The sequence below is a fragment of the Corynebacterium sp. HMSC056F09 genome (genome assembly GCF_001815785.1).
In the GTDB taxonomy this organism is placed as follows: Bacteria; Actinomycetota; Actinomycetes; order Mycobacteriales; family Mycobacteriaceae; genus Corynebacterium; species Corynebacterium hiratae.
The window spans coordinates 1-20,087 of the sequence record NZ_KV821889.1 but is presented as its reverse complement, the minus strand read 5'-3'; the positions used below and the strand labels follow the sequence as shown (position 1 = coordinate 20,087).

Annotated in this window: 14 protein-coding genes; 13 read left to right on the top strand and 1 reads right to left on the bottom strand. The window is 61.3% G+C overall.

Annotated features, from left to right (window positions below; translation table 11 throughout):
* The first annotated feature begins 154 nt into the window (after positions 1-154).
* From HMPREF3056_RS01040 to HMPREF3056_RS00995, 10 genes are all read left to right on the top strand, one after another.
* On the top strand, positions 155-1,525 hold the full coding sequence (locus HMPREF3056_RS01040; protein ID WP_049155031.1) for a sodium/glutamate symporter: 1,371 nt from the start codon (positions 155-157) through the stop codon (positions 1,523-1,525).
* 210 nt (positions 1,526-1,735) lie between these two features.
* Positions 1,736-3,133 carry a TetR/AcrR family transcriptional regulator gene (locus HMPREF3056_RS01035; RefSeq protein ID WP_070753945.1) on the top strand — a complete coding sequence of 466 codons (1,398 nt, stop codon included), beginning with the start codon at positions 1,736-1,738 and terminating at the stop codon, positions 3,131-3,133.
* Positions 3,134-3,547: 414 nt separating this feature from the next.
* Positions 3,548-6,109, top strand: a complete 2,562-nt coding sequence (clpB, locus tag HMPREF3056_RS01030) for an ATP-dependent chaperone ClpB (RefSeq protein ID WP_070753944.1) — start codon at positions 3,548-3,550, stop codon at positions 6,107-6,109.
* 74 nt (positions 6,110-6,183) lie between these two features.
* Entirely contained in the window at positions 6,184-7,035 is an 852-nt protein-coding gene (locus tag HMPREF3056_RS01025; protein WP_070753943.1) for a sulfurtransferase, read from the top strand.
* A gap of 97 nt (positions 7,036-7,132) precedes the next feature.
* A complete protein-coding gene (locus tag HMPREF3056_RS01020; protein ID WP_070753942.1) occupies positions 7,133-8,365 on the top strand; it encodes a type III secretion system chaperone family protein in 1,233 nt (410 codons plus the stop codon).
* Between the two features lie 125 nt (positions 8,366-8,490).
* Complete coding sequence (pyrE, locus tag HMPREF3056_RS01015; protein ID WP_070753941.1) at positions 8,491-9,036, top strand: orotate phosphoribosyltransferase; 546 nt, start codon at positions 8,491-8,493, stop codon at positions 9,034-9,036.
* Complete coding sequence (locus HMPREF3056_RS01010; protein ID WP_049155022.1) at positions 9,029-9,703, top strand: TrmH family RNA methyltransferase; 675 nt, start codon at positions 9,029-9,031, stop codon at positions 9,701-9,703. Before pyrE ends, HMPREF3056_RS01010 begins: the two co-directional genes overlap by 8 nt.
* A 63-nt stretch (positions 9,704-9,766) precedes the next feature.
* On the top strand, positions 9,767-10,966 hold the full coding sequence (locus tag HMPREF3056_RS01005; RefSeq protein WP_070753940.1) for a glycoside hydrolase family 76 protein: 1,200 nt from the start codon (positions 9,767-9,769) through the stop codon (positions 10,964-10,966).
* 181 nt (positions 10,967-11,147) lie between these two features.
* The gene (fbaA, locus tag HMPREF3056_RS01000) at positions 11,148-12,182 is read left to right on the top strand and encodes a class II fructose-bisphosphate aldolase (protein ID WP_070509842.1); all 1,035 of its coding nucleotides are present in this window, start codon (positions 11,148-11,150) and stop codon (positions 12,180-12,182) included.
* Between the two features lie 140 nt (positions 12,183-12,322).
* Complete coding sequence (locus HMPREF3056_RS00995; RefSeq protein WP_070753939.1) at positions 12,323-13,543, top strand: FUSC family protein; 1,221 nt, start codon at positions 12,323-12,325, stop codon at positions 13,541-13,543.
* Positions 13,544-13,569: 26 nt separating this feature from the next.
* On the opposite strand, the gene HMPREF3056_RS00990 is transcribed toward HMPREF3056_RS00995, so the two are convergent.
* The gene (locus tag HMPREF3056_RS00990) at positions 13,570-14,499 is read right to left on the bottom strand and encodes a hypothetical protein (RefSeq protein WP_070682403.1); all 930 of its coding nucleotides are present in this window, start codon (positions 14,497-14,499) and stop codon (positions 13,570-13,572) included.
* 195 nt (positions 14,500-14,694) lie between these two features.
* Here HMPREF3056_RS00990 and HMPREF3056_RS00985 point away from each other — a divergent pair, with 195 nt between their 5' ends.
* From HMPREF3056_RS00985 to HMPREF3056_RS00975, 3 genes are all read left to right on the top strand, one after another.
* Positions 14,695-15,783, top strand: a complete 1,089-nt coding sequence (locus HMPREF3056_RS00985; protein WP_070753938.1) for a hypothetical protein — start codon at positions 14,695-14,697, stop codon at positions 15,781-15,783.
* Positions 15,784-15,933: 150 nt separating this feature from the next.
* The gene (locus tag HMPREF3056_RS00980) at positions 15,934-17,226 is read left to right on the top strand and encodes an adenylosuccinate synthase (RefSeq protein WP_070682387.1); all 1,293 of its coding nucleotides are present in this window, start codon (positions 15,934-15,936) and stop codon (positions 17,224-17,226) included.
* A gap of 587 nt (positions 17,227-17,813) precedes the next feature.
* On the top strand, positions 17,814-20,087 hold a 2,274-nt coding region (locus HMPREF3056_RS00975; RefSeq protein ID WP_210401583.1), incomplete at its 3' end, for a YPDG domain-containing protein.

Here is a 20,087-nt window from a genome sequence, read left to right as displayed (position 1 = left end):
GCCCCTGGGGGTAGAGCTACATCACCCTAGGGTTATATGCCAGGGGTGGAAAAGCGGGAAGGGAGTTGTAGTGTAATCAACGGATCATTTCCCGAAAGAGGGTGAGTCTCGTCTCAAGGACGCCGCCATGGGCGGCATGGAAGGAAGTTTTCGCATGGAAGAATTCTCTGCGTTCACAATCATGACAGACGTGGGCTGGATTTCTTTGCTCATGGTTATCGGCAACGTTTTGCGCCACCAGATTAAATTCGTATTCCAGGATTTGCTGCTGCCTGCACCCATCACCGCCGGCCTGCTCGGCCTGCTCTTCGGCCCCAACGTCCTGGGCTGGATCGGTTTCTCCGACAATCTTGGTGATTACACCTCGCTGCTCATCGCCGTAGTCTTCGCCTCCATGGCCTACTCTATGGAGATGGGCGGCAACATGGGCAAGGGTGCCCGCAATATGTGGGGCTACTCCACCATGATGTTCACCGGCCAGTGGGGCCTGTTCATTGTTTTGGGTCTTCTCCTGTTCAAGCCGGCCTTCGACACCCCGGACTGGTTCGGCATGATGCTGCCCGTCGGCTTCACGGGTGGCTTCGGTACCGCGGCGGCTGTTGGCAGTGCCCTGGAAGGCGTGGGTGCAGATGCCGCAGCCTCCCTAGGCTTTACCTCCGCGACCGTGGGTACGCTGGCCGCCATCATTGGCGGTATCGTCGCCGGTAACTGGGGTATTCGTAAGGGCAAGGTCTCCCACGTTCCGAAGGAGCTTCCGGAGGAACTGCGCCGCGGCTACATCTCGCGCCTGGAGGATCGCCCCTCGCTGGGCCGCGCTACGACGAACCCCTCCGCCATCGAGCCCATCACCCTCCACGTGGGATTCATCGCCCTGACCGTGATGACCGCCTATGGCATTAACAAAGGGATCGCCTCCGTGTGGGAGAACGTCTCCATCCCGCTGTTCGCTATGTCCATGGTCGTGGGCCTGCTCTTCCGTGCAGTGATGAACATGGTGGGCGCCAAGGATTACCTGGATAAGGACACGGTGAGCTCGGTGTCCGGTGCGGCAACCGACTACCTCATTGCCTTCGGCGTGGCCGCCATTGTGCCGGCCGCTGTGGCCGCCTACTGGCAGGCTCTTCTCCTGCTCTTCGTCTTGGGCACCATTTACTGTGCATTCTTCCTCATGTGGTTCCCCGCCGAGTTCTTCGGCGAGCGCTGGATTGAGCGCGGCATTTTCGGCTGGGGCTGGGCGACGGCGACCGTGGCCACCGGTATTGCGATTCTCAAGATCGTGGACCCGAAGCTCAAGTCCGGCACACTGTCGGAGTATGGCATGGCCTACATTGGCTTCGGCCCCTTCGAGATCTCCTGGACTATCATCGCGCCGCTGTCGGTGATGTACGGCTTTACCGCCGGCTTCGGCTGGATCTCCCTGGGTATCGCGGTGGTTATTTACCTCGTCTTCAAGTTCAGCGGCATGATGCCGCCGCGCGGCACCATCTTCAAGGAAGGCATCGGGCACGTCGGTTCATCGAAGTAGACGCTGACCTGCTAGCACGTGAAAACCCTCAGCCTTATGGCTTGAGGGTTTTCTCGTTTTAAGCAAGTCCTGAGTAGTAGTGCGAAATGAATCTCAGCTTGCATTGCTCTTGTGAGAAGAAAAAGGCTAAAATTCAGGAAGCTGTCAGCGTGGCGCTCTCGCAGCCTCTCTTTTTTCTTTCCTTCAGTGTGCGCAGGCTTAGGAATCCATATGCATTTTCTTTATGAAGACTCACCTCGTGAGGTCATCCTCGAGTCTGCTCTTCACATTGGCGCCGCGCAGGGTGATGAGGCAATTACCGTGGAGTCGGTGGCGAGGCTCGCGGAGGTTACTCCCGCCGAGGTTCGCGCGGAATTCTCGGATCGTGAGCAGATCGTTGCCGCTATCCCGGACTATGCCTCCGAGCGCAAGGTCAAGTTTTTGGAGGAGACGCTCGACGCCGCTCCTGGCTACGCCGATCTTTTCACCAAGCTGACCACCTTCACGGAGGCCTATTACGAGTACGCCGAGCGCGAACCGGAGCTTTTTCGCTACCTGTTTGAGCAGAAGGGCTGCGTCTTTGAAGATGAGTGGCAGTCCCTCCTGCAGGGAAACAGATCGGGCAACCGCGCGCTGGATCTGATCTATGACAACATCGCGCTCATCGCGGACGATGCACAGCTTGAGGTCGGGCCGGACGTGTGCCCCCAGACCTTGGCAAAGTTGAGCGTTGCTATCTGGGCCACCGTCCACGGCATGGCCCACTTGAGCGTCCTTGGCGTGCTGCGGCACCAGCATTCGGTGGTGCGGCGCTTCAACCTGCGCGAGGTGTGCAAGGCGCTCATTGGAACCCTGTTCATGACGGCCGAGACGTTGGAGCTTCCCGATCTGCGCCACCCGATGCAGGAGTACCGCGCACTGCTGAGCGGCTTCACGCCGGACCGGGACCTTTCCCTGGATATTACCGCCATCGAGGATCTGACAGAGCTTCCCGCGGAGCAGGCCCGCGCGGCCGTCGTGGAGCGCGCTATCCAGCTGGCGGCGTGGGTTGGCATGCAGTCGGTGACCATCGAGAACGTCGCCGAGTACTTCGGTGTTTCTGATGTTTTCGTCGCCTCTCTGGTGGATAATGACTTCGTTCTACGTGAAACCGTTGAGCAGGAGACCGACCGTGAACTCGCGGACAGCATCCTCTACCTCTTGGAGCGGCTGCCGGAAGGGGCTTCGGCCGTCGATAAGCTCCTGTGCGTAGCGGTGGCCTATTTTCATTACGCGGTGGAGCATCCAGAGCGCTACAGCGCCTGCATTGGTGCAGCGTCTGGCTCCGTGGTCCCGCTGAGTGAGGACGGCGAGGAACAGACGCAGATGAGCGAGTCCTTCGCGCTGCTGATGCGTTTTGCCCGTGAGGCCCTGCGGGAGGCCGGGCACGAGCCGGAGGACCGCCTGGTCTACATTAAGAACTTCATCCTGTGGGCCGGTGCTGACGGTATGTGTCACCTGGCCTCGGTGGGTGAATTCCGCAACATCGACCTCGACGAGAGGTGGTCGCTCTACTACTCCGTGGCAGCTGTCGTCTTAGCATCGTTTAAGTACGGCCTTCCCCAGGAAGCGGCAGTAGCTAACCCCTAGCCCTGCCCACTGGCACCGCGGGCAATCCCTTGCAATCCGCGCCGCGCAGAAAGCCTCGCGGCGCAACGTCTGCGTGTCGTCATCGACATGCCTTGTGCAGGGACCCCCTGACTTCCCTTATTGCCAATGTAGTGCGGACCAATCCCACCCCACCGCCGAACCCCACCAAGCAGCAGCGCCAAGAACAGCGCCAAGAGTGGCGTTGCTTACCCGCCCCTGGCCTCAGTCGGGCAAAAAGACGCGCACCGTAGACTTGAGCGGACCATGCTCAACCCGGCGGGGGTGAAAGATCTAAAAAAGTTCTAGTTGAGTGGAACAGACTCAAGTTCTGTAGCGTTATAGACAGTGAAGCTTCCTTCCCTGCTGTAGCCGCAGGGAGGTTTGGATAAACAGTAGAAACGGAGAAACACAATAATGAGTTCTTTTAACCCCACCACTAAAACCCAGGAGGCCCTGCAGCAAGCACTGCAGACGGCTTCCGCCAACGGTAACCCGGACATCCGCCCGGCGCACCTCTTAGCAGCCATCCTCGAGCAGAAGGATGGCATTGCCGCCCCGGTGCTCAAGGCCACCGGTGTGGATCCGGAGACGGTGCTCAAGGAGGCGCGCCAGCTTATCGACGCCCTCCCGAAGGCCGAGGGCGCCAACATGGCGAACCCGAACTTTAACCGCGACGCCCTCAACGTCCTCACCCGCGCCCAAGAGCTGGCCGGTGAGCTCGGTGATGAGTACGTCTCCACCGAGGTGCTGCTCGCCGCTATTGCGGGCTCCAAGTCGGATGCCGCCGAGCTGCTGACCTCCCGGGGGGCCACCTATGACGCGCTCAAGGGCGCTTTCCCTTCCGTGCGCGGCGCGGCCAAGGTGACCTCGGAGAACCCCGAGGAACAGTTCCAGGCCCTGGAGAAGTACGCCACGGACCTCACCGCCCGTGCCCGCGAGGGCAAGATTGACCCGGTGATTGGCCGCGATCAGGAGATCCGCCGCGTGGTCCAGGTTCTTAGCCGCCGCACGAAGAATAACCCGGTGCTCATCGGTGAGCCCGGCGTAGGTAAGACCGCCATCGTGGAGGGCCTGGCCCGCCGCATCGTGGCCGGTGACGTACCGGAATCCCTCAAGGGCAAGACGTTGCTGAGCCTGGACCTTGGCTCCATGGTCGCCGGCGCGAAGTACCGCGGCGAGTTCGAGGAGCGCCTCAAGGCCGTCCTCGATGAAATTAAGGCTTCCGACGGGCAGATCATCACCTTCATCGATGAGCTGCACACCATCGTCGGCGCTGGCGCTACGGGCGAAGGCTCGATGGACGCCGGCAACATGATTAAGCCCATGCTGGCCCGCGGCGAGCTCCGCCTGGTTGGCGCTACCACCCTCGACGAGTACCGCAAGTACATCGAGAAGGACGCCGCCCTGGAGCGCCGCTTCCAGCAGGTCTACGCCGCTGAACCTTCCGTGGAGGACACCATCGGTATCCTCCGTGGCCTCAAGGAGCGCTACGAGGTGCACCACGGTGTGCGCATCCAGGACTCGGCTTTGGTGTCTGCCGCGGAGCTCTCGCATCGCTACATCACCAACCGCTTCCTGCCGGATAAGGCCATTGACTTGGTCGATGAGGCTGGCTCCCGCCTGCGCATGGAGATTGACTCCTCCCCGCAGGAGATTGATGAGCTGGAGCGCGTCGTGCGCCGCCTCGAGATTGAGGAGCTGGCCCTGAAGAAGGAATCGGACGCGGCCTCGAAGGACCGCCTGACCGCCCTCCAGCAGGAGCTGGCGGATGAGCGCGAAAAGCTCGGTGAGCTCAAGGCCCGCTGGGCCAATGAGAAGAAGGCCATCGATGACGTGCAGACCATCAAGGAACAGCTGGAGGATCTGCGCCGTCAGGCAGAGATTGCGGAGCGCGATGGTGACCTAGCCCTGGCCTCCGAGATCAACTACGGCAAGATTCCGCCGCTGGAGAAGGACCTGGCTGCCGCCGAGGAGAAGGCCGCGCAGCAGCACAACACCATGCTCAGCGAGGAAGTCACCCCGGACACTATCGCGGAGGTTGTCTCCGCCTGGACCGGCATCCCGGCCGGCAAGATGCTGCAGGGAGAGACCGAGAAGCTGCTCAACATGGAGTCCGTGCTGGGTGAGCGCGTGGTAGGCCAGAAGGAAGCCGTCACCGCGGTGTCCGACGCCGTTCGTCGCGCGCGTGCCGGTGTGGCTGACCCCAACCGCCCGACCGGTTCCTTCCTCTTCCTCGGCCCGACCGGCGTGGGTAAGACGGAGCTGGCGAAGGCTTTGGCGGACTTCCTCTTTGACGATGAATCCGCCATGGTCCGCATCGACATGTCCGAGTTCGGTGAGAAGCACTCCGTGGCCCGCCTCGTCGGTGCCCCTCCCGGATACGTGGGCTACGACGCCGGCGGCCAGCTCACGGAGGCGGTGCGTCGCCGCCCGTACACGCTGGTGCTTTTCGACGAAGTCGAGAAGGCCCACCCGGATGTCTTCGACGTCCTCCTGCAGGTGCTCGATGAGGGCCGCCTGACCGATGGCCAGGGCCGCACCGTGGACTTCCGCAACACGGTCATCATCCTGACCTCGAACCTGGGTGCCGGCGGCACCAAGGAAGAGGTCATGGAGGCGGTCAAGCGCAGCTTCAAGCCGGAGTTCATCAACCGCCTCGATGACGTCGTGATGTTCGAGCAGCTCACCTCGGATCTGCTCTCTGGCATCGTGGACATCCAGCTCAAGGGCCTGGCCGAGCGCCTGTCCGGCCGCCGCCTGACGCTGCAGGTCTCCGACGCCGCCAAGCTGTGGCTGGCCGAGCGCGGCTATGACCCGGCCTACGGTGCCCGCCCGCTGCGCCGCCTGATCCAGCAGGCCATCGGTGACCAGCTGGCCAAGAAGCTGCTGGCCGGTGACATCGTGGACGGCGATACCGTGCACGTCGACGTCGCCGACGGTGGCGAGCACCTCGAGCTAGCTGCCCGCACCGCCTAAACCGCTTCAATCGTTGAGCGCCAATGGCGCTCACCGGTCGCCAGCACCCGCTCATGCCCCTATGATCTGGGGGCATGAGCATTTTGATCTCCCCTCACGAGTTGAGTGAGAAGATTTACCGCGGTGACAAGACGACCATCCTTGCCTCCCTCTGGGCACCAGGGGAAGGCGAGTCCTTCAACCAGTTTTCCTCCCTGCACATTCCGACCGCCCAGTACGCGGACGCCGCCTCCGCCTTCGTGGGTCTACCCGGCTCCAAGGTGGGCCGCAACCCCCTCCCGCAGACGGAGAAGGTCCAGGAGTGGATCGATCACTGGGGCTTGCACGCGAACAGCGAGGTCGTGGTCTACGACGAAGGCCGCGGCCTCTTCGCCGGCCGCGCGTGGTGGACGCTGCGCTGGGCCGGCATCCGCAACGTCCGCATTCTCGATGGCGGCCTGTCCAACTGGCGCGCCCAGTCACTGCCCACGCTCACCGGCCCCGGCAACTTGGGCATGCCCTCGGACTTTAAAGTGACGACGGGGTCAATGCCCACGGTCACCATCGATGAGGTTAAGGAGCATCAGGGCCTGCTTCTCGACGTTCGCACGCGCAACCGCTTCGCCGGCCGCCGCGAGAACCTCGACTTGAAGGCTGGCCACATCCCAGGCGCGGTTAACCTTCCGGAGCGCCTCTTCCACACGGAGGACATCACCGTGTGGAAATCCAAGGAGGAGATCTTGGAGATCCTCGACGACCACGGCGTGACCAAGGAAAACGTGGACGGCGCCATCATCTACTCCGGCTCCGGCAACCACTCCGCACTCACCATCGCCGTGCTGGAGTACGTGGGCTTTACCGGCCTGCGCCACTTCGTGGGTGGCTGGTCGCAGTGGTCAGCCAACCCGAAGAACCCAGTGGAGCGCGGCGACCGCGAGCACGTTTAGCACCCGCACCCGCCGCCCAGTTGTGCGCGCCCAAACCTGTGCGTGACCAGCGCGTCAGCGCGGATCGGGCGCGCCGGGCGATTAGAGTCGATCAGTGATGCCTTTCGTACTCTTATCCCTCGCCGCCGTCGCGCTCGTGGCTGGTCTCATCGTGCTCTGGCTGGACCAGCGCCAGCGCGCCGCTCTCTCCGCCGGCGACCCCGCTGACAACGCCGCTGCCGATACGGCTGACGACGCGGCAGTCGACGCCGAGCCGGTTGTCTCCACCCCGGAGCCCGAGGTTGATCCGGAACCAGAGCTCACCGCAGAGCCGGAACCCGTTGCCGAGCACAACGTCGAACCTTTCGACGAACCCGTTGCTGAGCCCAACGAGCCCGAGGAGCCTGAAGAACCCGAGGAACTCACCGCAGAGCCGAACGAACTCACTGAACCGCAGGCTGCATCGCGCAGCTTTGCGGAGCGTGCAGAGCGCGCCAAGTACTTCGTGCCGGGCAGCGCCCGCCGCGAGCGCAAGGCCTTTGGCCAGCAGCGCGGCTGGGAATACGCCAAGCATGATTCCTACCTGGCGGATGAGTGGAGCCGCGGCGCGGCCGCCCGCGGCCAGGAGCCCAGGGACATCGTGGCCGGAAACTTCCGCGGCCACGAGACCCTGCTTTTCGATATGGGAACTATCCCGGTCATGGCCATGCGCACCGGCGCGGCCTCCGATATCGTGGTTGATTTCCGCCGGGCAGGGGAGACAGTGGACAACTCGTCCGAGGATCTGGTGTACGTGCGTGAGGAGGAAGGGTTTGAAGTCTTCGCCTCCGATGCCGGCGTGGGCCAGCGCCTCATCGATCCTCGCGTCAGCGCGGCGCTACACCGCCTACCCACCGCAGTGACCGCCGTGTGGATGGAAGGGGAGTGGGTTCTTGCCCAAACCACCAAACATGCCCGTAGCGCGGAGTGGGAGGAGTTGCTGGAACCGCTAGCCCTGCTGGCTAATGCCGCCCGCGTCCTTCCGCCGCGCTCTGAGGCGACACAGGTCCTGCGCGTCGATGAACTCGACCCGAGCCGCGACATCCCGCAGCCCCCGCAGCCCGAACCTACCGGGCCCACTGCAGTCCCGGACCGCGATGATTCCCTCGATGCGCCCACCATCCAGCGACCCACCGAACCGGTTGTCATGCCGAGCCGCAGCACCAGCGAGGCGCGCGGCACCATTGACCACTCCAGCCTGGGTGCGGATGAAGTGGATGCGATTGCCGATGGCCGCGAACACCCCACCCCGGAGGACAACCAGGCCCGCCTGCCGCGCCGTTTCGACGGCGGCTCGTCCATCTTCGACTAACAGCAACTCCCAACAGCCCTCGGTGTGCCAGCAACCCTGGATGTGGCGGCCACCCGCGGGGAAGAGGGTAAACTACAGAGCGGATTTTTAAAGACGAGAAAGTCACAGACTTTAAGGAGCGAGCGATGAGCCTGGATCAGCAGAAGAAGCAACGCCTAGCAGAGCTGGTGAAGGAGCTGGCCGTCGTCCACGGCAAGGTCACGCTGTCCTCCGGCAAGGAGGCCGACTACTACGTGGACCTGCGCCGCGCCACCCTGCAGCACGAAGCCTCGCGCCTCATCGGCTCGCTGCTCCGCGAGCTCACCGCCGACTGGGACTACGCCGCCGCCGGTGGCCTGACCATGGGTGCGGACCCGGTCGGGTTGGCCATCATGCACGCCGATGGCCGCGACATTGACGCCTTCGTTGTCCGCAAGGAAGCCAAGAAGCACGGTATGCAGCGCCAGATCGAAGGCTTCAACGTCGAGGGGCAAAAGGTGCTCGTTGTGGAGGACACCACCACGACCGGTAACTCCCCACTGACCGCTGTGAAGGCGCTGCGCAAGGCAGGTGCCGAGGTCGTCGGCGTGGCCACCGTGGTGGACCGCAACACCGACGCCGGCGCAGCTATCGCCGCCGAGGGCTTGGAATACCGTTACCTGCTGGGCCTGGAGGACCTCGGCCTTGCCTAAGCCCGAGGAAGAGGCGGAGGCTAAAGGTCCCACCGAATGGAATGAGGGCCGCCACGGCGTCGGCCCCTGGGAAGGGCCGCTGCCCGAAGGCCCAGAAGCGGAGAAATACGATCCTGAGCTTCTCGCGGAGGGGGACCGCCGCAATGTCGTCGACGCCTACCGCTACTGGACGCGCGAGGCGATCCGGGAGGATATCGACACCCGCCGACATGCCCTGCACATCGCTATCGAGAATTTCGAGAACGATGCCAACATCGGCACCGTGGTACGCACCGCCAACGCCTTTGCCGTCGACACCGTCCACATCGTAGGCCGGCGCCGCTGGAACCGGCGCGGTGCCATGGTCACCGACAGGTACCAACACCTCATGCATCACGCAGACGTGGGCGAACTGATGGCCTGGGCGGCCGACCAAGACCTGACCGTCGTGGCTATTGATAACACCCCCGGGTGTGTGCCCCTAGAAACCGCGGAGCTGCCCGAGCGCTGCTTGCTCCTCTTCGGGCAGGAAGGCCCGGGGGTTAGCCCGGAGGCCCAGGAAGCAGCAGTGATGACGTGCTCCATCGCGCAATTTGGTTCTACTCGCTCCATCAACGCGGGCGTGGCCGCGGGCATTGCCATGCATGCATGGATTCGGCAGCATGCGGATTTATCAAAAGCTTGGTGAGATCCCGCGCACTGTGTTTACATCTAGGTAACGAATTCACATTGTGAGAATGATGAGACAAAAGTGTTAGAGAAATGGTCCCACCGCGCCGACCTTGCGGAAACAGCCATCAATGAGCGCCACGCGCAAGCCGTGTGGGGCTTGCCCCGAACCAACCTTGCCGTGGTGAGTTGGCCACCCACCACCAAGGAATCACTCTTCGTCCACTGGCATTACTGGTGGCAGGCACACTACCTGGACTGTCTTGTCGACGCCGCTCTGCGCAAGAACACCAAGGCGCGCCGCACGCTCATCGCCAACACCATCCGCGGCGTCCACGTGCGCAATCTCCAGCCACTGACGAAGAACCGCTACTACGACGACAAGGCCTGGATGGCCCTGGCCATCGCCCGCGCTGGTGAGCTTAAGAAGATGCGCCCCCACAAGAAGCTGAGCAGCCTGCAACACAACATCCGCGATGGCATCGACTCACAGGTGGGCGTGCTGCCTTGGCGCGAGGGCGAGACCTTCCTTAACGTCCCCTCCAACGGGCCGGGCGCCATCATGCTGGCTCGCATGGGCCGGGTCGAGGAAGCTCGCCACATCGTTGACTGGATCTATGACCACCTCATCGATGACGATGGCTTCGTCATGGATGGCATCCGCATGCGCATGGATGGCCGCGAGGTCGTCCGCGCCATCCACCCCTATTGCCAGGGCGTGGTGCTCGGCGCCTGCCTGGAAATCGTGCTGGCTCTGCGGGAGAAGAACGGCCTGCGCTCCGTGGAGGACATCGACTCTGTCCACGAGGCCGAACTCGCCGCAGACATGATGGACTACACCACCCGCATCCGCGGCCTAGTCCAAGCGGTGGCCACGGGGATGGCAACGTACACGGGCGTCATCGATTGGCAGACTGGCGACGGCGACGGCGGCCTGTTCAAGGGCATCCTCGCCCGCTACCTGGCGGACGTAGCGGTGCGCCTGCCGGGCGATTCACCGGCCAACCGCGCAACCAAGAAGCTGGCCGCTCGCCTCGTGACGGCCTCGGCGGAATCCGTGTGGGAACACCGCCTGGAGGTGGATGGCTTGCCCATCTTCGGTTCCGACTGGACCGCGGACGCCAAGCTGCCCCATAACTACGGTTTTGGGCCCTCTTCGCTGAGCCAGAAGATGGGAATTATCCGCGTGGCTGAGCGCGATTTGTCCGTTCAGTTGTCCGGTTGGATGTTGTTGGAGGCCTGCACCCGGATTGTGAAGTACAAGTCAGAATCCAAGAAATAGCAGCGTTTCCCCTGCTAGGCGGAGGATTTCCGCCCGTGCGAAGCGGTGTTTAAGTGAGGTCACATCACATCTCGCGGCGGAAAACCACAACAACAGGCATACTTGGATGTTGGAACGTGTTGTTTCGCTGGACGTGGGACGGCACGGCTTACTGCACAGCAACTCCAAAGGATGGAATTTCATGCCTATTGCAACCCCTGAGGTTTATAACCAGATGCTGGATACCGCCAAGAAGGGCGGCTTCGCATTCCCGGCAATTAACTGCACCTCCTCCGAAACCATCAACGCCGCTCTCCGCGGCTTCGCCGAGGCTGAGTCCGACGGCATCATCCAGTTCTCCACCGGCGGCGCCGAGTTCGGTTCCGGCCTGTCCGTGAAGAACAAGGTTGCCGGCGCCAAGGCACTGGCCGCCTTCGCCCACGAGGCTGCTCAGCACTACGGCATTAACGTTGCGCTGCACACTGACCACTGCCAGAAGGAAGTTCTGGATGAGTACGTGCGCCCGCTGATTGCCTTCTCCCAGGAGCGCGTTGACCGCGGCGAGCTTCCGCTCTTCCAGTCCCACATGTGGGATGGCTCCGCTATCCCGATCGATGAGAACCTCGTGATCGCCCAGGAGCTCCTCGAGAAGGCCCACAACGCCAACATCATCCTCGAGGTCGAGATCGGCGTTGTCGGCGGCGAAGAGGACGGCGTTGAGGCTAAGGCCGGCGCTAACCTCTACACCTCCCCGGAGGACTTTGAGAAGACCGTCGATGCCCTCGGCACCGGTGAGAAGGGCCGCTACCTGCTGGCCGCTACCTTCGGAAACGTCCACGGCGTGTACAAGCCGGGCAACGTGAAGCTGCGCCCGGAGGTCCTCGACGAGGGCCAGAAGGTTGCTGTGAAGAAGCTCGGCCTGGCTGAAGGCTCCCAGCCCTTCGACTTCGTCTTCCACGGTGGCTCCGGCTCCGAGAAGGAGAAGATCGAGGAGGCACTGCGCTACGGCGTCATCAAGATGAACGTTGACACCGATACCCAGTACGCCTTCACCAACCCAGTCGCTCGCCACATGTTCGCTAATTACGATGGCGTCTTCAAGATCGACGGCGAGGTTGGCAACAAGAAGGTCTACGACCCGCGCTCCTACCTCAAGAAGGCTGAGCAGGGCATGGCTGACCGCGTGGTTGAGGCCTGCCAGGACCTGCACTCCGTGGGCAAGACCGTTTCCAAGTAAACCCACACCAACCGGATGCCGGCGCTGAGCACCCACCGGTGCTAAGCGGCGTCGCGCCATCCCAACAAGCCACCCCTCAATCTCGTGGGGTGGCTTTGTTCGTCCAATCCCGGCGCCAGAACGCGTAAAATACCGGAGTCATGGAAGCGCAAGAGTCATCGTCGAGTTCGTCAAGTACCGTCAAGCGCGTTCGCAAAACTACCCGCGAGCAGCTGCGGTTGGTGGATAAGTCCCTCAAGGCGCGCCTCACACGCATCCGCAACCGGCTCGTGTTCATGCTTCAGTGCACGATAGGCGCGGGTTTGGCCTTCTATGTTGCGCACGATTTCTTCGGCCATGCGCAGCCTTTCTTTGCCCCGATGGCCGTCATCATCATCCTCGGACTATCGGGCAGGGACCGGCTCAAGCGCGCCGTGGACATGGCCCTCGGCGGTGTTGTAGGAGTCTTGGTGGGCACGCTGCTTGTCGACACCCTCGGGACCGGACCCATCCACATGACCATCATCATCGGGTTGGCCCTGATTATCGGTTCTTTCTTCACTAGTTCGCAGCTGGTGAGCAATCAAATCGTCATTGCCGCCATCCTCATCGCCACCATTCTTCCCCCGGAAGAAATGGGCGGCATCTCCCGTGCCATTGACGCCATTATCGGCGCGGTCATTGGCCTCACGATGATCGTGCTGATTCCTTCCTCGCCCTTGCGCGCGGGGCGCTCGGAAGTCTCGAAGGTCCTGGGCATTACCTCCTTGGTCCTCTCCGACGTGGCCAAGGGGCTGGAAGAAAACGATCCTGAGACCATCACGGAAGCACGCGACGCGGTGCGCGGCACGCAGGATGACATCAACAACATGCTCAACGCCACCAAGGGCGGTGCGGAAACCGCACGCCTGTCACCGTTCCTGTGGAGCTCACAGCGCACGGTTCGCTCCTTGGAACGCATCCTCACGCCTGTTGACAACGTGGTCCGCGGCACCCGCGTGCTTTCGCGTCGGGCGCTTGTACTCGCCGAAGACGGCGACCAAGCCACCCCCGAGCAGGTCGAGATCATCGACGAACTCGCTGAAATCACGATGGAGCTATCCGATCTCTACACCCACCAAACAGCGCGCGAGCGCCGCGTGGATGAGGCGCAAGCCATTCCGGAGATCGTCAACCGCCTGCGCCAGCTGGGTGCGCGCTGCTCGATGGACGTTGCCGGCGAGGAGGCAGTCCTCTCCGCTTATGCCGTGCTCGCCCAGACGCGCTCCATCATCGTGGACCTTCTCATGGTGTGTGGCATGTCGCGGGAGTCGGCCGTGGCACAACTCGTGCCCACCTCCAAGCACCCGGCCTACCCGCCGGAGGTCTGGGAGGAAAACTAAGGCTGGTCTAGGGCAGCTGATACAGGCTAGGGCCGCACGATCTGCAGGTCCCGCAGGTGGCGGTAGAACGTCACGCGCTTGACCGGCCGCTTAGCGCGGACTCCATCGACGCTGACGCTGAGCGACGGCCCTCCTGCCTGCACCGCCCGGCCCTGCACGACGCTGGCCGGGTCGAGTTGTCCAGGCTGTGCAGGCTTGCGCAGGCGGACGAACAGCCCACGGCGCGGTGCAGCCTCCGCCTCAAAGCTCGTCACTGCCTTCGCCGCCACGATGCCCGGCGCATCCGTCATTGGTACGAGCTTTGCCCCGAAGACATCCTTCTCACGATCTGCGCGCAGCAGCACGGCATCGTCGACGATGATCTCCCCCGTGATCTCCTCATTCGACCATTCCGCAATCGTTGCCGAACCCGCCACGGCGAGGCCCGCGTCATTACGGATGAGCGGCACCGGCTTGACGGGCGCGGTCATGGCAAAGGAGAGTGCTTCCTCCATTACTGCTCCCTGGTTGCCGGGCCCCTGGCGCTCCTGACCCGCTCCGCTCGATTTCAGGCCCCAATTCATCGCCGCTGTGGAATGCTCCCCGGTGGGGACATACCCCACCTCGGCCCACAGGTAATCCGCCCGCATCATGCGGGTCAACACCGCGCTGAGTGCGGCGTCGCTGCCAATAACCACGATGCGCAAAGGCTCGCGCAAGTACTGCTTTTGGGGTGCTGGGCCCGGCTCGCCGAGGTGACTCACGTCCGGTTGCGCGGCAATCTTATCCAGCGATGGAGTGGGGTCCTCCGGAAGGATGTCCCTGGCCAGCGCATCAATAGCCTTCAGCTCCTGCCGGCTGGGGACCGAGGCGACGCGGAAGTGCTCAACGCGGATTCCGCTCTGTTGAGCCTCAGCGAGGGCATCGGTATGGGCCTCAGTGAGATGGCCGCCGCAGTCTACAAGCGCACAGATCATACAAGAAGCATAGAAGCGTGAGAAGAGGTTCGCGAAAAAGGAGCGCCAGCGCCGCTCAACCAACGGCGCTTCCAGAAACTAAGTAGTGCACGTCACATCTGCTAGGTAGGCTCCATTACAACGCTTAACTCCAAAGCAACTCTCAACTTCTTAACACTTAACTTTTTCTTTGTCTGATAGCTGGAGGTATTCACCGTGTCCACCCGTATGGCAACCCTTGCGCTTGTATCCGCCGCTGGACTGTTGGTGAGTTCGTGCAGTTTCGGCGGGGGTTCACAGACGGAAGCCGAGGAACCCGCCTTCACCGAGGCCGCCGCCGCGTCCGTGACTAGTTCTACGAAGGCCAGCGCGACGACATCGTCGACACCGAGCAGCACTTCCTCCTCCAGCACGCACCCTAACTGCGAAGAAAAGAAGGAGCTCGAGGACACCGACCTTGGCAAGGTCCTTGATAACAAGGAAGCCTACGTGAAAGGCTCCACCGAGAAATTTGAGGACCTCACCATCGGCGAAGACGAGTATGACCCCTGCAAGTTCCTCAGCTACGTGGTGTTGGAGGGCAAGTTCGATGGCGAACCCGTGAAGGTTCCCGTCTTCTTCGTCAACGGCAGGGTCTACGACGAGAATGCCCTGTACATCACGTCCTCCTCATTTGAGGTCACTGAGGATGGAGAGGGTTACACCTATGAGTCCAAGACTGAAGGAGACATTGTCGGCGTCGAAGGAAAGGTGTACAAGCGCCCAGGCACTGAGGCACCTTCGATGGAGAACTCCTTTGACGGTGTGAACTCGGACATATTCTTCATTGACGTAAAGTCAGAGCCCACCGACTCCGCGGACCTGGCCAAGGATGAAGAAGACCTCCGCGGTGAAACGCTGTTCGATATTTCCGCCGACGGTTGGAACTTGGTGTGCGGTATCGATGCGAATGAAAAATCCATTGACTGCGCACACGGCGGTGGCGGAGCCTGGGTTATCAAGAGCGATAAGACCAACCTGCCGGAAGATATGGAATTCGATGTGGTGAGCCTCCTACCGCTGGAGGGTGAAACCAGGTACAGCCAGGGTGGTGTCGACAACCTCCCAACTGACGGCAAGAAGATCGATAGCAACGGTCTCTACCGAATCGGCATCGATGACATTGAAGCTCAAATCGCTGTCGTTGACGATGGGATCATTATCAGCACCCCAAACAATTCGAGGCTGATGTTCACCAATGACACCATCTTCATCGAAGAGAAAGACAAGGGCGACGGTGCCAACTCAAACACCGAAATCGCGTAGTTGGACTTGAACGAGGTTCGGGACGAACCTCTCCACGAAGGTGCCGGCGCATCAATTCCTGACGAGCTTGTCACAAACTCACCGCTGCACCGCTGCGGCGGGTAAAGTAGGTGCGTATTTGACTTCAATAAATAGGAAGTGACATCAAACATGGCAGCGATCGTCATCGTCGGCGCCCAGTGGGGCGATGAAGGCAAGGGCAAGGCTACCGACATCCTCGGCGGCAAAGTCGATTACGTAGTTAAGCCCAACGGCGGTAACAATGCCGGCCACACCGTCGTGGTCGGCGGCGAGAAGTACGAGCTGAAGCTCCTTCCCGCCGGTATTCTCTCTGAAAACGCCACCCCAGTCCTGGGCAACGGCGTGGTGATTAACCTGGAGGCCCTCTTCGATGAGATTGATGGCCTCGAAGCCCGCGGCGCTAACGCTTCGCGCCTGAAGATTTCCGCCAATGCGCACCTCGTGGCGCCCTACCACCAGACGCTTGACCGCGTGCAGGAGCGCTTCCTGGGCAAGCGCGCCATCGGCACCACCGGCCGCGGTATCGGCCCGGCTTATGCCGACAAGGTCGCCCGCATCGGTATCCGCGTGCAGGACATCTTCGATGAGTCCATCCTGCGCCAGAAGGTCGAGTCCGCCTTGGACATTAAGAACCAGATGCTGGTGAAGATGTACAACCGCAAGGCCATCGAGCCGGAGCAGGTTGTGGAGTACTTCCTGAGCTACCGCGAGCGCCTGCGCCCGATGGTTATTGAGGCCGAGCTGGAGCTGAACCAGGCGCTGGATGAGAGCAAGCACGTCCTCATGGAAGGCGGCCAGGCCACCATGCTGGACGTTGACCACGGCACCTACCCGTTCGTGACCTCCTCGAACCCGACTGCCGGTGGCGCTGCTGTGGGCTCCGGCATTGGTCCGACGCGCATTACTACCTCCCTGGGCATCATCAAGGCCTACACCACCCGCGTCGGTGCGGGTCCGTTCCCCACGGAGCTTTTCGATAAGTGGGGCGAGTATCTGCAGACCACCGGCGGCGAGATTGGCGTCAACACCGGCCGCAAGCGCCGCTGCGGCTGGTACGACTCTGTGATCGCCCGCTACGCCACGCGCGTCAACGGCTTCACGGATTACTTCCTGACCAAGCTGGATGTGCTCACCGGTATCGGTGAGATTCCCATCTGCGTGGCCTACGACGTCGACGGCAAGCGCTACGACGAGATGCCGCTGACCCAGTCTGAGTTCCACCACGCTGAGCCTATCTTTGAGACCATGCCGGCCTGGGATGAGGACATCACCAACTGCAAGACTTTTGAGGATCTCCCGCAGAAGGCTCAGGACTACGTCCTGCGCCTAGAGGAGCTCTCCGGCTGCCGCATCTCCTACATCGGTGTCGGCCCCGGCCGCGACCAGACCATCGTGCGCCACGACGTCATGCAAGACCAGTAAGGCGCCAAAGAGTCCAAGCCGCACAACCTCAGGCACCGCCTAACGGCGGCGGTGTCACAAAGCAACCGCCCTGCTTCTCCTGCAGCATCGTGCACACAACCACCTGCACGCACCACGCACAGGGAAGCGGGGCGGTTTGTGTTTCTATGGCTACATTTGTGCGCTCAATACACCCTGCTTGGCGACGCCTCCCACACCTCCACCCGTCACTATGCTGTATAAAACACCCCCGTTAGGAGTATATTCCTGGGGAAAATGTTACGGATGTGACGACGTGAGCTATTTAACAATCGCAACCGCGTGTCGCAATCGCGGCGAAAAGAGCAGGTCAAACATGTGCTTCGTGTTGTTAGCGGCAAAAAGTTTGCATTCATGAAATTTTCAGGATTCCGTACGGTTCCTTTAATTCGTGCACGGAGTTAACATTAGAGACGAGTTTGTTCATAGACCCTTGGAAACCTCTGACCTTCTTCCAAGGTGACAGATGTGAGCTGCTCTCGGTTGCGTAAGCCGGTATCACCCCTTGCGCGGTCACGTATCCCTAGCGTGATCAGTTCTTTCAAGTCTTAAGGAAAGGGCTTCTTGATATGAACAAGAAGGAAATTAAGCGTACAGCTGTACGCCGTCGCGGCACTACTATTGCTGCCGCGGCGCTCTCTATTGCTATGGTGGGCCCCTTCGTCCACTCGGTAACCCCGAACTTCCCAGTGGCCGCGGTCGCTGGCACCCCGGCTGAGGCTGGCCAGTCGAACACCGCCGGTAATGGCGTCAAGTACCCAGGCAAGAATGCCGATGGTGTTTACCAGTCTGTGGTAGATGAGCAGCGGTACGAGTTTAGCGACCAGCCGATTAAGGTTGAGGGTGCCATCGAGTCTGGTGCTGAGCAAGGCACCAACGAATCTATCGAGGGCTACGTCATTCACCAGCGCGATGGTGACCTTTCGGTGAACCCGGGTACCCGTGATCCATGGAAGCCGATCCCGATGGCAGGCGTGCGCGTTTACGCTCAGTGGACTGAAAAGGGCGGCGTCACCTCGCCGGTGTACACCACCACCACGCGTGAAGATGGTTACTACACCATCAATATGAAGCCTTTCAACAATGCGAAGGGCGAGGTCGTCAAGTTTGACGCAGACCCGAATGGTCCGCAGTACGAGAAGATTCGTGTGTGGGTGGATAACCCGGATACGGATAACTTCACGCAGCTGTATGGCTACAACTTCGGCCACATGGGTCCGAATGCGGCTACGTACGACACCCCGGGTGGCATGGGCTGGCTCGTTGGCCCGGACCGCGTGACCAACGTTCGTTTCGCATTTGGTGAGAAGACCCGCCATGACGTGATGCACCGTGACAAGGCTGATCAGAACCCGGTGGTTGGCAATGGTCCTGGCCAGATCAAGGGCAACCTGTTCTGGCACCTGTACAATACGCAGGGCGCGTTCACTCCGAGCCTGATGAACAAGATGAACGGTGCCGATGTGCCGGCAACGGGCGTGAAGGTTTACGGTTCCTACCTGTCTGACTACGCAGTTAACGAGATCAAGACGAAGGCTGCTAAGGATCTTGGCTTCGACGAGATCCGCGGGCGTGGTTGGACCAACCGCAACGAGACTGCGCTGCAGAACTGGATCAAGCGCAAGATGGCGGAAGAGGGCAAGGACAAGTGGATTGCCGAGACCTCTGAAGCCACTGTCGACAGCAAGGGCGACTACACGCTGCAGTTCAAGGGCACCTTTGGGCGAAATACCGGGACAACCAACAACGTCGACCGTGGCTACGACGACGGCGCGCTCATCTACACCGACCTGGCGCGTGATAACGGTGCTGAGGTGACCTTCCCTGACGGTTCGAAGCACAATGCTTATAACCTGTTTGGCCAGGTTGCGCCTGCTGCAGACGTCGGTAGCTGGGAGAGGTCCGTTACTGGTCGTGGCATCAAGAACATTCCGAAGCACGTGAACTGGGACTGGCTGTTCTTCTCTACGGAGGAGACTGAGGGGCTTGGTCAGTTCACGCCGTTCTACAACAACTCCTTCCTGCCGCGTGACCAGTACGTGTTCAACGGTGAGGGCAAGTGGGCTGGTGGCATTGTCTACGGCGCTGGCGAGCATTACCTGCTGGAGAACCGCAACGTTATCTACTCGGACTACGTGGTCTTCGATGTGCTCAAGTACGATACCCGCCAGAACCCAGCGAAGCCGGGTGCGAAGGTTGATACCAAGACGGCGGGTCTGCCGATCCAGTGGGTTGACGGTCTGCAGTACCAGATCGAGTGGATTAACCAGGAGACTGGCGAGGTCGTTCACACCTGTGCTCCGGAAGACCCTAAGGCTAACGGCATTATCGATTCGTGCCAGTTCGACACCACGGGTGTTAAGTCCACTACGACGTTCACGGCGTACCTGTACCCAGTCAACAAGAAGACCAAGGAGCGCGGTCAGGCGATTGCAGCAGACTCGTTCACGGTTCTGGTTGGTTGGCAGCCACACTACGAGGAGACTCCGGCTAAGCCTGGTGAACCAACCAAGTCCAAGGCTCCGACTTTCGACAATACGGCGACCGATGACGTCGAGAAGCTTAGCGCTGAGGAGCTGAAGGCTCAGGACGAGAAGAAGGCGCCGACGAAGTTCGCGCTGCCTGAGACCTTCAAGGCTCCAGAGGGTTACACCGTCACCGTTGATGAGAAGACCGGTGAGGTTTCCGTAACCTTCCCGGCTGATGCAGCCAACAAGGACAGCATCGAGGTTCCGGTCCAGGTCACCTACCAGGACGGCACGACCGCAACCGGTACCGCTCCTTTCGTCGTTGAATCCACCGATCGTGATTCCGACCAGTACACTCCTGAGTATGAGAACGGC

Bases quoted from the DNA above. Each gene is read 5' to 3' on its own strand.
- HMPREF3056_RS01020 (WP_070753942.1), top strand. From the start codon at position 7,133: ATGCCTTTCGTACTCTTATCCCTCGCCGCCGTCGCGCTCGTGGCTGGT.
- pyrE (WP_070753941.1), top strand. From the start codon at position 8,491: ATGAGCCTGGATCAGCAGAAGAAGCAACGCCTAGCAGAGCTGGTGAAG.
- HMPREF3056_RS00990 (WP_070682403.1), bottom strand. From the start codon at position 14,499: ATGATCTGTGCGCTTGTAGACTGCGGCGGCCATCTCACTGAGGCCCAT.
- HMPREF3056_RS00995 (WP_070753939.1), top strand. From the start codon at position 12,323: ATGGAAGCGCAAGAGTCATCGTCGAGTTCGTCAAGTACCGTCAAGCGC.
- HMPREF3056_RS00980 (WP_070682387.1), top strand. From the start codon at position 15,934: ATGGCAGCGATCGTCATCGTCGGCGCCCAGTGGGGCGATGAAGGCAAG.
- HMPREF3056_RS01025 (WP_070753943.1), top strand. From the start codon at position 6,184: ATGAGCATTTTGATCTCCCCTCACGAGTTGAGTGAGAAGATTTACCGC.
- HMPREF3056_RS01035 (WP_070753945.1), top strand. From the start codon at position 1,736: ATGCATTTTCTTTATGAAGACTCACCTCGTGAGGTCATCCTCGAGTCT.
- HMPREF3056_RS01040 (WP_049155031.1), top strand. From the start codon at position 155: ATGGAAGAATTCTCTGCGTTCACAATCATGACAGACGTGGGCTGGATT.
- fbaA (WP_070509842.1), top strand. From the start codon at position 11,148: ATGCCTATTGCAACCCCTGAGGTTTATAACCAGATGCTGGATACCGCC.
- clpB (WP_070753944.1), top strand. From the start codon at position 3,548: ATGAGTTCTTTTAACCCCACCACTAAAACCCAGGAGGCCCTGCAGCAA.